The organism is Enterococcus sp. DIV1094, from assembly GCF_017316305.2.
Taxonomy (GTDB): Bacteria; Bacillota; Bacilli; order Lactobacillales; family Enterococcaceae; genus Enterococcus_B; species Enterococcus_B mangumiae.
Map to the genome: position 1 here is coordinate 739,766 of NZ_CP147250.1, position 12,724 is coordinate 752,489.

Here is a 12,724-nt window from a genome sequence, read left to right on the forward strand (position 1 = left end):
TCGTTCCTATAGTATGCCTAAAAAAGACTGATTTGACAAGTTCTCTTGGTTCTTTTGATCAAAAATAGTATACTACATACGATTAGTTTTTTCATTTGGAGGGAATCAGATGCTTCACGAACATGAACGTATTGACCAATTATATGCAAAAGATATTAAGATTATTCAAAGTTCCCAAGTTTTTTCCTTTTCTATAGATGCCGTCTTACTTGCCAATTTTGCTCGTGTCCCAAAAACAGGACAAGTCGTTGACCTCTGTGCAGGAAATGGTGCAGTCGGACTATTTTTAAGCAAACAAACAAAAGCAAAGATCGATGCGATCGAACTACAGCCACGTTTAGCTGATATGGCGCGCCGCAGCATCTCACTGAACCACTTAGAACAACAAATGACCGTGCATACCATTGATTTAAAAGAGAGCTTATCAGTTGTGCGGCATAATTCTTGTGATTTAGTCGTTTGTAATCCCCCTTACTTCAAAGGGTTGCCTACCAACAAAAAAAATCCAAATGAACATTTAGCCATCGCCAGACATGAAATCCACACAACACTGGAAGAAGTGATCCAAATCTCAAGTAAACTATTAAAAACAAATGGTCGTTTTGCTCTCGTACATCGGCCAGATCGCTTCTTGGAGATTTTGGCACTTATGCAAACCTATCAGATTGCACCAAAACGCGTCCAGTTCGTCTATCCTAAAGCAGGAAAAGAAGCCAATATTTTACTGATTGAAGGAATCAAGCAAGGAAAAGTAGACGGTTTTAAAGTCGCTCCCCCCTTATTTACTTATGATGCGCAAGGTGAGTATACACCTGAACTCCGTGAGATGCTTTATGGAAAATAACCATTACTTTTATGTGCTGCATTGCCAAGACAATACGTTCTATGGCGGTTATACCACTAACTTGGCTCGCCGTTTACAAGAACATAATAAAGGCATAGGTGCTAAATACACACGTTTGAAAAAAAGACGTCCTGTAAAAATGATCCATGCGGAAGCATACACCACAAGAAGTGAAGCCACAAAAGCCGAAGCAGCATTCAAGAAACAAACGCGACGTCAAAAAGAAAGCTATTTGAAGACCCATCCTTCCCTACCTTTGCCAGATCAAACATCGTAAAAGAAATTTTTAGAGAAAAAGAATGCCTCAACAAAAGATCGAAGAACGATTTTTCGTTGAGGCATTCTTTTTTTAGAGATTCATCTGACTGCTCAGGTCAACATCGTCTCTTTTATTCACTTGCTTGAGTACTATCAGAAGTCGTGTCGCTCGTACTAGTTGAAGAAGTCTCACTCGTTTGATTTGTCTCAGACCCCTTTGTTTCACCTAATAGCGCTTCGCTGACTAAATGGATATAATTCAACATTCCATCTGGATTAGGATGGACTTGGTCATCATAGAACCACTCATTATGAGCATTACTATACGAATACCAATCGATCACTGTCATATTGTCATATTTCTTTTCCATTTCTGCCAGCATCGCATTGACTTCATTTTGCCAACGTTTCGTTGGAACGCGGACATTGACCCAATAAACCTTACGATCCCCGATCGCACTCATCAAACTATCGAATTGCGATTCAGAGAAAGAACCATTTGTTCCTAAACCAACTAATACCGTATCCTTCAACAAGTCGCGATTTTTTAATTCTTCGATGTACGGAAGACTTGTGTATAATTGACGACCAACATCACCATCTACGACTACTTGTGGATATAATTCTTTTAAATCCGCTGCTGCATCTAACATGACTGAATCACCAAATGCAGTCAACTCTAATTGTTGCGCTTTTTCACCTTGCTCTTTGGACAAATCGTATTTATCCAAAATCGCTTGGTCAATAGGCGCCACGTTGTTTCCTTGGTTATTCTGACTTTTTTCAGCTAATTTTTTACTTTCAGCAATATTTTTTTGTAATTGCTCCTGATCAGCTGTCACTGCATTTTTAGGTGCGGTTACGAACCCTACTAACGCAATCGCTACGACTAATGTTCCAGGAACCACCCAAGGCTTTTTCCAGCTGAAGATAGGTTTAGTAAACCAACCTTTGACAACACGAAACGTTTGACCATAATCAAAACGCGCCAATGGACGTTCAATAAAGCGGTAGGACAACTCACTGATCAATAAGATCAATGTGATCTCAATGACTGTATGCAAGAAAACATGATCCGCGATCCCTGATACCTTTGCTTCATAAAAAATCATCACTGGAAATTGGTACAAATAAATCCCATAACTTCGCTTACCGATCCAAGTAAATATCGGATTGGTCAACCAACGATTCAAGCTCGCACCTGGATGCGCTGTAACTGCTACAAGAACCATACATAAAAGGCTGACTAAAAATAGCCCCCCATAGTAGATAAAGCTCAAATGATCATCTAAGAAAAAGAAAAAGAGAATCAGTGTGATCAATGAGGTGAACCCCGCTATATTCAGTACCTTCTTTGCTTGTTTCGGAATGTTTTTCTTCAATCGAGTACTTGGCCAAATAAAAGCCAACGCACTCCCCATCCAAATCGAGAACAAACGTGTATCTGTTCCATAGTAGACACGAGTCGGGTCACCATTTGGCGAGTACAACACCATCATCAAAATAGCTGAAGCAATCGCTGTTCCCATGATCGTATAAAAAATCCATTTTTTCTTACGGACAACTGCCATCAAAAAAACAAAGATGATCGGCCAGATCAGATAGTTCTGCCCTTCTACTGCTAATGACCAAATATGAGTAAACGGTGACTCATTTGCAAATCGATCAAAATAGGATAAACCATTATTGATCTGCCACCAGTTATTGACATAAAATAAACTACTAAGTACAACGCCCCGAAGATTATTCAATAATCCTCGCTGGAATATCGTAATATATGCTGAAGCAGTAATAAGCAAGAAAACGAGTCCAGGATACAATCGTTTCATTCGCCGCACGTAAAATTGCCAAATACTGATTTTACCATTTTGTTCCCATTCTTGTCGCAAGAGATCGGTAATCAAATAACCTGAAACGACAAAAAATATCGGAACTCCAAGGTAACCACCCTTCATACTTGTTGGCAACAAGTGGTACAAAATAACTCCGATGACCGCTAATGAACGAATCCCATCGAAGCCAGTGATATACCGGCTACTTTTTAATCTTTTTTGTTTTTCCATTCAATATTCCAACTTTTCATAAACTTTTTTCATTCGTAATATACGTGCATTACAAAAAAATAGCAAGCAAAAACTTCATAAAAGTTGCCACTTTATACTATAATCCCATAGTTTGTCTAAAAAGAACACTTTTTTTAGCAACCTTAACAAAATTTCAAATATAACAAGTTGACTTATTATTTCGTATGAAGGAGACAAAAAATCATAAACAAAAACTATTTACTTTGAATAATAGAAACCAAATCAACTGATATTGGCTTCATTAGAAAACAATTTCTTTCCTTTTACAAGATAAAGCCTGCCATTGATCTTTTTCATAATACTCCGCCTTTTCTTTGCCTTCGAATGGATCTTTGATCTTGGGAATCAAATTAATTGTTCCATCTTCTGAATAGACGACAATATATACTTGATTTTCGGTAGGTAGATCAATTATTACAGAACTGCGTTGTCGTCTTGATTTCGTTGTAAGCACCTTATCACTCCTTTTCTACGATTACTGTACGCACTTATGAATACTTATTACGAAAAAACATCACCTGTCCTTTAGCAGACAGATGATCGTTCTCTTTTGTGTCATATCTTTAATTTTTGAACCAAGGCTTCAGACATTGTTTTTGAAAAATTTATGCCTTCGTTTGTTGCACGCACATTCAACCAATGAGGAATTTTTATTGTCTTTTTATCTAGTTGGACATCTTTTAAGTAATCATTTAGATCCACAGAAATCAAAGTAGCAAATTCACGCTCAGAATCAATCGAAAGATCATTGATATTAGTTGGTTTTGGCAAAGGTTTATTATTCTCAACTAAATCTCCGAGCATGATCCCTAAAGCATCCGATGCAACTTCTAACCCCTCGATAATATCTTTTGATTGTGTCACTGCTCCTTCGATATCAGGAAAATAAATTCCATATCCAACAGGATCCTTTTCAAAAATAGCTGGATAAACTTTTTTCATTCATCTCCCCTTCTTTCGTAAAAGCACAGCTGGCTTAAATGCCCACTGCTTTTCGAACAGAATCTTCTACTCTTCTAGATAACTCTTTTGAATGGCTAGTAAGGATAACGGGTCTAGGATAATCCTTTTTAGTGAATTTCCTATGTGAGCCCTTCCCACCTTTCACTTCAACAAAGCCAGCATCTTTCAGTAGCTTTTCTGCTTCTCTGATTGTCATGGGCATTGCACATACCTCCTGACTATTATATATTAGCACGTACTGGGCGCACTGTGAAGGTACACACTATACCTTCAACGAAACTTCAAAAATGCTCTTACATTTTTTTTAGTGACAACATCTTAATATGTAAGATAAGTCAGTTTCTATATTAGTAGCGGGCTAGTGGTTTTATTTAACCTTTCTATACAAATTAAAAATAAAGGATTCTACAAAATTGATTTCGAAAAACTGTTCGTATACACTGTATATACAAAAAAAGAGAGGGAGATTCATATGCCTATTAAAGAAAGAAAATTTAGAGAAGTAGGAAATTCAGTGGTCTTGACTATTTCAAAAGACTTTCTTAAAGAAAATGGATTGAAACCTGGGGATACAGTTTTTTTAGATGAAGAGAAACTGAAGGCTGCAATTACAAAGAAACAGCCTATATCTGATGAAATCGATGTGGCAATAGCCCAAGCATTAATGGATTATGACACAACTTTCAAAGGACTGGTGGATAAATGACCGTAAAGTATCTTGAAGCTAGAGATATCATAAAAATGAATGTGATCCAGATAAAGAAATACTCTCCTAATGAACCAATTGGTGTAAAAGATCCTGATGCTTTAGAAATGTGTGTTGGCCAACTACAAGTAACTGCTTTTGGTGAGGAAATTAGCGCTTCCATTTATGAGAAAGCAACGATGCTACTGTTACAATTGATTAAGAAACGTCCCTTTCATAATGCAAATAAGAGAACTGCTTTCTTAGCATTATTTGTATTCCTAAAGATTAATGGTTACGTTCTAACTATTCCAGAGAAAAAAGCAATTGATTTAGTGATAAATATTGCTATTTATGATGGTGCCTTTGATCAGTTAAAAGAAGAAGTCTTGATTATGATAAAAACACATACAAAGCCAAGTTAGTCGACTTCGTATGTGTTTTTTATGATTAAATAATAATTTGCATTCAACTGTATAGAAAACGGTAATTTTCTATACAGTTGAAAAGGTCAAATTAATTACTAAAAAAATACATTATAAGCTTTATGCTATAATTTTAGAAAACACATTAGAAGATGTATTCTATGTTTTTGTGGCCTATAGCCTTACAATATTTCATTTATACCATTTGTATATTACTCATTAATCATCAAATAGTACATAAATCTCTTTTTCTAATTGTTACTTGCTTAAATGCTATCTTATTAAGTTTCTTGTACCCAATATTTGGTATTTTTTCTACACTAATAGCAATTTTTATGTTAGCTATGATATTCCATTTTTTATCTTCATCACATCGACAATTAGTTTATGCTTTAACTTTGGGATTATTATCTTCTCTGCTAGGAGATCATCTAGCAAGTATAGGAGACTTTATAGTACTTGGTTCTTCCGTGATCGAACCCGGAGACGCCTCGCAGTACTTTCATATTGCACTTTCAGCTCTTTTGTCTTTTATCCTTGCTTATAGTTTTAGAAAAGCCCTTGATAATTGGTCTTATGCAATTGATTACCAAATAATCGGTACAATCGGTGTATTTATTCTTTCAACTTATTATATTATATACTCGTTTTTCGGGAGGAAATCCGGAAGTACTTGCGTTAAATACTACTTTTTTTATTCTATATTTATGTATTGGTTTAATTATTTTTATTTATTATTGGAAAATTTCAAATGCAAAAATGGAAGAACAACTATTGGAGCAACGTATCCAGCTACAACAAGATTATATAAGAGATATTGAGAAAAATTATCAAGAACTTAGAGAATTCAAGCATGACTATCAGAATCTATTATTTTCGATGAATAGTTATATTAGTGAAGGGGATCTGGAAGGGCTAAAAAATTATTACGATCAAAATATATTACCTACACGTGAGATAATGAATCTTTCCCCAGCAAATCTTAGTTTATTAGATAAAATAAATGTACCAGAAATAAGAAGTGTATTGTCATTAAAATTAATGATGGCAATAGAGAAAGGTATCTCTCTACAGATAACCATACCTGAAGAAGTCAAAATTGATTCCAAGCATACGGTTAATTTAGTTCGTATACTTGGTATTGTCTTAGATAACGCAACAGAAGGCGCTGCTGTGACAAAAAAGAAAAAAATTGAATTGTTAATTTTAAAGAAGAAAAATTCGTTAGTTATTCGAGTAGTTAATACAACTATCAATACACTCCCACTTAACCAATTAAAACAAAAGGGTTTTTCTACAAAGAGCAATCCTAAAAATGAAGGCCTAGGTCTACATATTCTGGATGAGTTGGCAAAAACGAACCCTTATCTATTGATTGAAACTTCAATTGAAAATCAGCGTTTTTCTCAAACAATTTATATACAAACACATTAAAAGGAGCTTTTTAATGATTCCAATATATATATGTGAAGATGATCCGAAACAACTGGAGATGATAACTACTGTCATAAAGAATCGAATCATAATCGAAAACTTAGGCTGCTATATCCATTTCGTCACTTCAAATTCCCAAGATTTACTCACAAGTGTTCAAATAAATACATCTCCTTTCGGTATTTATTTTTTAGATATCGAATTAAAAGACAGTGAATTGGATGGGATCGAACTCGGTAAAAAAATTCGTGATCTTGATCCATCTGGTAAAATAATTTATGTCACTTCTTATACTGATCTTTCGTTGATTATTTTAAAAAATAATATTGAACCCACTGATTATATTATCAAGAAAGATAGTTTACATTTAAAAGATAATATCGAACATATTTTAAGCAAGCTATTTAAAGATCTTCAAATAGCTCCTTTAGAAAAAGAGATGTTTAAAATCGAATTCAACGATGAAATCAAATTTTTACCTGTTAAAGATATCCAATACTTTTCTACTTCTCCTGGTGTACCTCATAAATTAGAGGTACATCTCCCTTATAGTCAATTACAGTTCTATGGCAACATAAAAGAGATTGAAGATAGAAACCATCACTTTATTCGTTGCCATAAATCATTTGTAGTAAATACCCAGAATATTCAACTGATTAATAAAAAGATACGGGAAGTCACTTTAGAAAACGGGGACATTATTCCAGTATCCATTCGTGGTCTGAAAAAACTAATTACTTGAAAATTAAATTTAATTGGCTATTTATATAAAATACCACACAAACTGAAGTGCTCACTCAGTCTGTGTCTACTGGATTACAAAATTTAGATTTACAAGAAGATAGTTTAAAAAAATTTGGTTGTGAGAAAATTTTTACCGATCATATGACTGGAGCAAAAAGTAATGGACCAGGATTAGAAATGGCCATCGATTTTGTTCGTTCTGGAGATACTCTCGTAGTTTGGCGTTTAGATCGTCTAGGAAGAAATTATGACGAAATCATTAACTCAGTCAATTACCTCAAAAAGAAAAATGTGCAACTAACCATCACTAGTTTACCAATCATGACGGAAGCAATCGAAAATCCTCTCCTGGATAAATTCATCAAAGGCTTAATCATTCAGATCTTGGCCATGATTGCCGAGCAGGAACGTACAGAATCTAAACGACGCCAGGAACAAGGGATTAAGATTGCTAAGGCAAACGGCGTCTAAAAGGACGTCCTAAATTATACAGTGTAACCACAAAAGATCCTCAACGTCGCCTTGTTTATAAAAGCATCGTTCAGGATCTTGAGAATGGAGTCGCTATTTCAAAGATTGCAAAGGATCACAATGTTACGAGATAAACTGTGTACCGAATAAAAAGGGAAATATCGTAAAGTAATTCTCTGAGTTTTTTGTACCAGCGTTTTTTCATGGTATAATCTTTTTTTGCAACTTGCCCCTGATTGGGGGTGTTTTTCGTGAAAGAGCTTATCTCATTGGTTATCGCACCAATTTTTGTTGGGCTGGTCATTGAACTAGTTTCTCACTTGTTAGACGAGAAAGACGATAACTAAGCAAGTTGTCTCTAACCCACATGTTCGGAGTCGCAACGAACATAAAGAAAGCCAACCCTACTCGCAATAGGGTTGGCTTTTGTGCTATTCGTATATAGCTTATCTCATTTCGCACTCATATTATAGCATCAATAAATCAATGGCTCAACTTAAATGACCTCATATAATTAGTAATGTATGCTCAATTTGTCTTTTGATTATCCAGGTATACCCTGTTGGGCTTTTTACATATGTTTGTGGCATAGGTATCTTTTTATAAATATTTCTAGTTTATCTGAAAATCTGTTAATAATGTATTTGTACTTTTTAATCTCACATCAATTGCATTTTTTGCTAATGAATAGTTTTTTTCATCCAAACCAGAAAATATCATTTTCTGCACACTCTAACTTTTAAAGTATTGATTATTTGTTAAGTCTTCGATATGCTTTTATTCAATAACTTTGATAGTAATAGGATTTGAATCCACATTACCAAGTGCTCCTTTGAATGTATATTTTATATTACTATATATTCCAGGTTTGCTAGTATCAATATTCAAGTTATTCGATGTTATTCTCCCGTCTTCCCAAGGAACTGAATTTCCATGTTCATCTAAACAAGAAACAAACGGTAATCTTCTTTCCCATTTATCTCCTACATGTAAAGTAACGTCTTTTAAAGTGATTTTTGCTGTATTTTTTTCAGAAATACTTTCAGCAATCATTCCAGGATCACCAATGCGAGTTACATCATTTAAGAATGGCATTCCCCAGTTATAAGCATGATCAGAACCATTAAATTCTTGCTCAAAAACTACTTGTTCATCTGTTACCGCATTCCAAACATTCCCTGCAAACCATGAACAATTATTAATTGGAGTGTAAACACCGCTGGCCTCATTAATAGGTAATCCCATAGCTGTTGCAACCATATTGCTTTGTGCAATTAAATTTGGTATTACATTTTTCTCTAAATTTACTTGAACTTCTTCTGAATTTTTAAGGGGAACTGTAAGAGCTACATTAAATTTTCTATCAGGTCTATCATTTTGATCCCCTGCAGTACCATTTTTTACAAACCCATACTTATCATGAAAACCGTAAGAAGTATAATCACCAGGTTTATCACTATTAAATATAATAACCCAAGCATGTCCTAAGCTACCGCTTCCAAAATAAGAAGTTAACTCTTCAAATACTGCTTGTGCTCGCTGATCCTGCTCTTCAATTGGAAATTGTTCGGCTGCATCATCTGCACGTTGTATGATTTCATTTAAATTTGTTCGTTCTGGTGTTCTATTTGTACGAATACTAATTTGTGGATAGCTGATGCTAGGATCACCTGTAGGAGCTGATTTGTTAGCATCAATTCCTCTAACTTCTGCGTATACATTTAGTGAGGGAACACTTAACAAACCAATCGTTGTTAAAAGTAACAAGCCTAATACTATTATCCATTTCCATTGTTTCATAAAAAAACCTCCTATAAAATAAATATTTTTCCCCTCATTCATAATGACTAATTATAATAAACTGTAAGCGATTACTCAAATTTTATCTAAAGCATAAAATAAATTTGACTTTAACCGTACAGATTGGCATCATACAATATGAATTCCCGATTAAATTTGTTATTTTTGTCATTTATAGACGAAAAATTTTGCTATTTAAATACAAAAATGACACTCAACACAGCTGTTCTTTAGCTGTGCAGTCATTGATTGTCGTGTAGTTTCTGACATCGTTATTTTGATCAGTGACTCTTATTCCATTTGCATATTGATAGGTTCATGGGCGAAGCACGTCCATCTAAAATAGTTACGCCTATCGCTTGAACCTCTTTGACAATTTCTGGAGAATCTAACCACCCCGTTTCAGCAGTTAAATGTAAAATTCTATAATAGTTGCTCTTATTTTTCATTCAGAGTGATTACCTCCAAAATTTTTTCATCTATTAATAAGTGATCAAATTAATTTTGTCGACAAGTATACGTTCCGATATGAAGATGGGCTATCCAATGGGGAATTACGCCCATTAAATATAGAGGATTTCTAGTAATGTTCGTCTTTTGTACACTACCGCACTATTTCGTTTCTATGTTCCATGTACCCCTATAAGCATTAATAATGTTAGTCATCTCTTTTTAGAGAATGAATTGAGAAGCCAATAATATAGTATTGAGTATATTCACTTAATATAAAACTCCCTGACAAATTAATCTTCGGTTAACTTATCAGGGAGTGCTTAGAATAAATCTGTTAAATCACTATCTATAAAAGCCCATCGTATATTCACTTTCTAATCATCTATATCATAGGCTATTGTCCCAGGTAGTTATAACGATGCAGCTTCACACACGAGTCCGGAAGTCCAGCAAAGCTTCTAAATACTATCTATCAATGTCCATGTCAACTTCGCTTTATAAGAACCTAAATACTGTGAAAGTGGAGCTTTCAAATGAATTTGTTCAGGATGCCAAATCTCTGCCCAATGCCCCATTCCTTGGTTGGCAGCTGCCATTAGTAGAATTTTTCCATCTATTTGATCCTCTGCGTCTAAAGTACATGAAAAAGGGATTGGGGTAACCGATCCAGTAGGTTTCAATCCTTCAGTAGTGGCTATTTGGCCCACAGGCAAAGTGAGTCGTGCTCCTTTTAATCTATTGGAGTCACCTGGATCTGTCGAATGAAAACCAGACAAATCGACCATCAAATCCCAACCACTCCCGGTCCCTCTTGTATCAAGCGTTTCAATCGAATAGTTTACAGGAACGGTTTGTCCGTTATTCGCGGAAACTCTGTTAATCGGACGTACATCAATATCTTTTCCCGTCAATTTTATCTCGCCAAAATCAAAATGAGAGGCATAAATAAACCCAAGCTGTCCTTTATAATGGGTAATATCGTTTGGATCGAAAGGACGGACAATCGGAGAATCATTGATTGCATTGATATCGCCGGCTTTGACATTCGCTTCCGTATTCGTTTGGGCAGATTGTTGATCTGCTGCATGGATGTTTTCTGTCCTTATCAATGGGCCGATCAATAAGACAACCATAAACAAAAAATTTTTCACTTGTTTCATTAATCTTTCGCCTCCCTATTGGTGATAGTCAGCTTTCTCTTTTTAAGTCAATAAAGAATTTAGTTGATTACTAAGGAAGATTCACGACTAGTTAAACTATTCTTTACTTGGCTAACATAAACTGTCGCACCTTTGACTACTAGCTCTGATGGCACTATCACTTGGTAATTTCCAGCTGCATCTGCATCATTCGTAAAAGTACCTTGTCCATTTGAGAAGTGAACTGTTATATACCCGTATGGATCAGCTACACCACTAATAGTAGTTGCACCTGATTGCACACTGTAAATCGAGGGATCTCTCGGATAAACGAGTGTGTCCACTTCAGCTGTATTTCCAGTTAAAGGATCCGTTGCTTTGACATGTACTTTTGTATTGGCTTCATAGCTTTGTGCTAGTGGAATGCCATAATGTCCTAGTAGATCCGTAGAACCACTATACGCACGATCGCCCATTTGTAAATCGATCAATGTGCCAATGGGGGCCCAGCCAGAGACGGAGGTGTCCATACTAGTGACATAATCGACCCCTAACTCCAATTCCCCTTGAATCACGTTTGTATAGAGTGTTGGACTTCTTCGATTTTGATCATCGGATGTATGCACTTCAATCTCGCTTCCTACGTGATACGTGTGATCTAGTTGAATGGTGAATGCTCCAGATTTATCCGTTCTTTTCTCGTAATTGTCACCTCGGATCATTAGGTGGACAATTACATCTGGATCTGCTTTTCCTGTGATTTTTATATCTTTATCTGTGACTGGATCAATCTCTGGCATGCTTAACTCCATTTGTTCATTGGCCAAAATATAAACTGTCACAGGTTGACTCTCACGTCCATCAACTTCACTTACAATAGTCACAGATGTACCTACCGGATAATGAGCAATCGGTATACTGAATATTCCTAACCCGTCTGCATTTTTTTGATAGTAGGTTCCATTAATATTTACTTTGACTAAAGCAAATGGCGTAGTTGTTCCAGTCACTACTTGATCTTGTTCATGGATTGGATCCACATTAGGAGGTGCTGGCAGCTCGGATTGCCCCTTCTCTACATAAACATAAATTGGCGGACTAGTATTGCCATGATCACTTTGATAAACCTTGATTTTGGTACCTGCCTCATGTACGGTTTTCAAATCAATCTGAAAATTACCTTCACGATCCGCATAATTCCATGACACAGCTGTATCAATCACAGCTACAGCTAAAGCATACGGTCTACCATGTCCTATAAGATAACGATCTTGATCGGTTATCTTATTTACGGTTGGTGGTTCCGTTGTTCCAAACGTCTCCGAACGAACTGTCATACTTGGTGATAAAACTGCGTAAGTCACAATCATCCATCCTAAAAAGATAACCATAAAGCGTTTTTTCATCATTAAACTCCTCAACTC

At 35.6% G+C, this 12,724-nt stretch carries 13 protein-coding genes and 2 pseudogenes; 8 read left to right on the forward strand and 7 right to left on the reverse strand.

Annotated elements, in window-relative coordinates; all coding sequences use genetic code 11:
- The first annotated feature begins 109 nt into the window (after positions 1 to 109).
- Both DOK79_RS03620 and DOK79_RS03625 read left to right on the forward strand, forming a co-directional pair.
- Entirely contained in the window at positions 110 to 844 is a 735-nt protein-coding gene (locus tag DOK79_RS03620) for a tRNA1(Val) (adenine(37)-N6)-methyltransferase (protein WP_206854944.1), read from the forward strand.
- Complete coding sequence (locus tag DOK79_RS03625; RefSeq protein ID WP_206854947.1) at positions 834 to 1,121, forward strand: GIY-YIG nuclease family protein; 288 nt, start codon at positions 834 to 836, stop codon at positions 1,119 to 1,121. Before DOK79_RS03620 ends, DOK79_RS03625 begins: the two co-directional genes overlap by 11 nt.
- Before the next feature lie 112 nt (positions 1,122 to 1,233).
- Here DOK79_RS03625 and DOK79_RS03630 read toward each other — a convergent pair whose 3' ends face one another.
- The 4 genes from DOK79_RS03630 to DOK79_RS03645 form a co-directional block, all read right to left on the reverse strand.
- Positions 1,234 to 3,165, reverse strand: coding sequence for an acyltransferase family protein (locus DOK79_RS03630; protein ID WP_206854949.1), 1,932 nt, complete (start codon positions 3,163 to 3,165; stop codon positions 1,234 to 1,236).
- Positions 3,166 to 3,427: 262 nt separating this feature from the next.
- Positions 3,428 to 3,640 carry a type II toxin-antitoxin system PemI/MazE family antitoxin gene (gene mazE, locus DOK79_RS03635; protein ID WP_206854951.1) on the reverse strand — a complete coding sequence of 71 codons (213 nt, stop codon included), beginning with the start codon at positions 3,638 to 3,640 and terminating at the stop codon, positions 3,428 to 3,430.
- Positions 3,641 to 3,741: 101 nt separating this feature from the next.
- Complete coding sequence (locus DOK79_RS03640) at positions 3,742 to 4,128, reverse strand: type II toxin-antitoxin system HicB family antitoxin (protein ID WP_206854952.1); 387 nt, start codon at positions 4,126 to 4,128, stop codon at positions 3,742 to 3,744.
- A 34-nt stretch (positions 4,129 to 4,162) separates the two neighbouring features.
- A complete protein-coding gene (locus DOK79_RS03645; RefSeq protein WP_206854954.1) occupies positions 4,163 to 4,351 on the reverse strand; it encodes a type II toxin-antitoxin system HicA family toxin in 189 nt (62 codons plus the stop codon).
- 270 nt (positions 4,352 to 4,621) lie between these two features.
- Between DOK79_RS03645 and DOK79_RS03650 the strand changes: the two genes are divergently transcribed.
- The 6 genes and pseudogenes from DOK79_RS03650 (at position 4,622) to DOK79_RS03675 (ending at position 8,255) form a co-directional block, all read left to right on the forward strand.
- On the forward strand, positions 4,622 to 4,855 hold the full coding sequence (locus DOK79_RS03650; RefSeq protein ID WP_206854956.1) for an addiction module antitoxin: 234 nt from the start codon (positions 4,622 to 4,624) through the stop codon (positions 4,853 to 4,855).
- On the forward strand, positions 4,852 to 5,259 hold the full coding sequence (locus DOK79_RS03655) for a type II toxin-antitoxin system death-on-curing family toxin (protein WP_206854959.1): 408 nt from the start codon (positions 4,852 to 4,854) through the stop codon (positions 5,257 to 5,259). Before DOK79_RS03650 ends, DOK79_RS03655 begins: the two co-directional genes overlap by 4 nt.
- A gap of 161 nt (positions 5,260 to 5,420) precedes the next feature.
- Positions 5,421 to 6,693, forward strand: a pseudogene (locus tag DOK79_RS03660) (sensor histidine kinase).
- A 13-nt stretch (positions 6,694 to 6,706) separates the two neighbouring features.
- Positions 6,707 to 7,435 carry a LytR/AlgR family response regulator transcription factor gene (locus DOK79_RS03665; protein WP_206854962.1) on the forward strand — a complete coding sequence of 243 codons (729 nt, stop codon included), beginning with the start codon at positions 6,707 to 6,709 and terminating at the stop codon, positions 7,433 to 7,435.
- A gap of 47 nt (positions 7,436 to 7,482) precedes the next feature.
- Positions 7,483 to 8,042, forward strand: a pseudogene (locus DOK79_RS03670) (recombinase family protein).
- Between the two features lie 117 nt (positions 8,043 to 8,159).
- Positions 8,160 to 8,255 carry a type I toxin-antitoxin system Fst family toxin gene (locus DOK79_RS03675; protein WP_206854966.1) on the forward strand — a complete coding sequence of 32 codons (96 nt, stop codon included), beginning with the start codon at positions 8,160 to 8,162 and terminating at the stop codon, positions 8,253 to 8,255.
- 430 nt (positions 8,256 to 8,685) lie between these two features.
- On the opposite strand, the gene DOK79_RS03680 is transcribed toward DOK79_RS03675, so the two are convergent.
- The 3 genes from DOK79_RS03680 to DOK79_RS03690 all read right to left on the reverse strand — a co-directional run bounded on the left by DOK79_RS03680 (position 8,686) and on the right by DOK79_RS03690 (position 12,706).
- On the reverse strand, positions 8,686 to 9,708 hold the full coding sequence (locus DOK79_RS03680; RefSeq protein ID WP_206854969.1) for a bacterial Ig-like domain-containing protein: 1,023 nt from the start codon (positions 9,706 to 9,708) through the stop codon (positions 8,686 to 8,688).
- 911 nt (positions 9,709 to 10,619) lie between these two features.
- Complete coding sequence (locus DOK79_RS03685) at positions 10,620 to 11,321, reverse strand: WxL domain-containing protein (RefSeq protein WP_206854971.1); 702 nt, start codon at positions 11,319 to 11,321, stop codon at positions 10,620 to 10,622.
- Positions 11,322 to 11,380: 59 nt separating this feature from the next.
- Positions 11,381 to 12,706 carry an Ig-like domain-containing protein gene (locus DOK79_RS03690; RefSeq protein WP_206854974.1) on the reverse strand — a complete coding sequence of 442 codons (1,326 nt, stop codon included), beginning with the start codon at positions 12,704 to 12,706 and terminating at the stop codon, positions 11,381 to 11,383.
- Positions 12,707 to 12,724 lie beyond the last annotated feature (18 nt).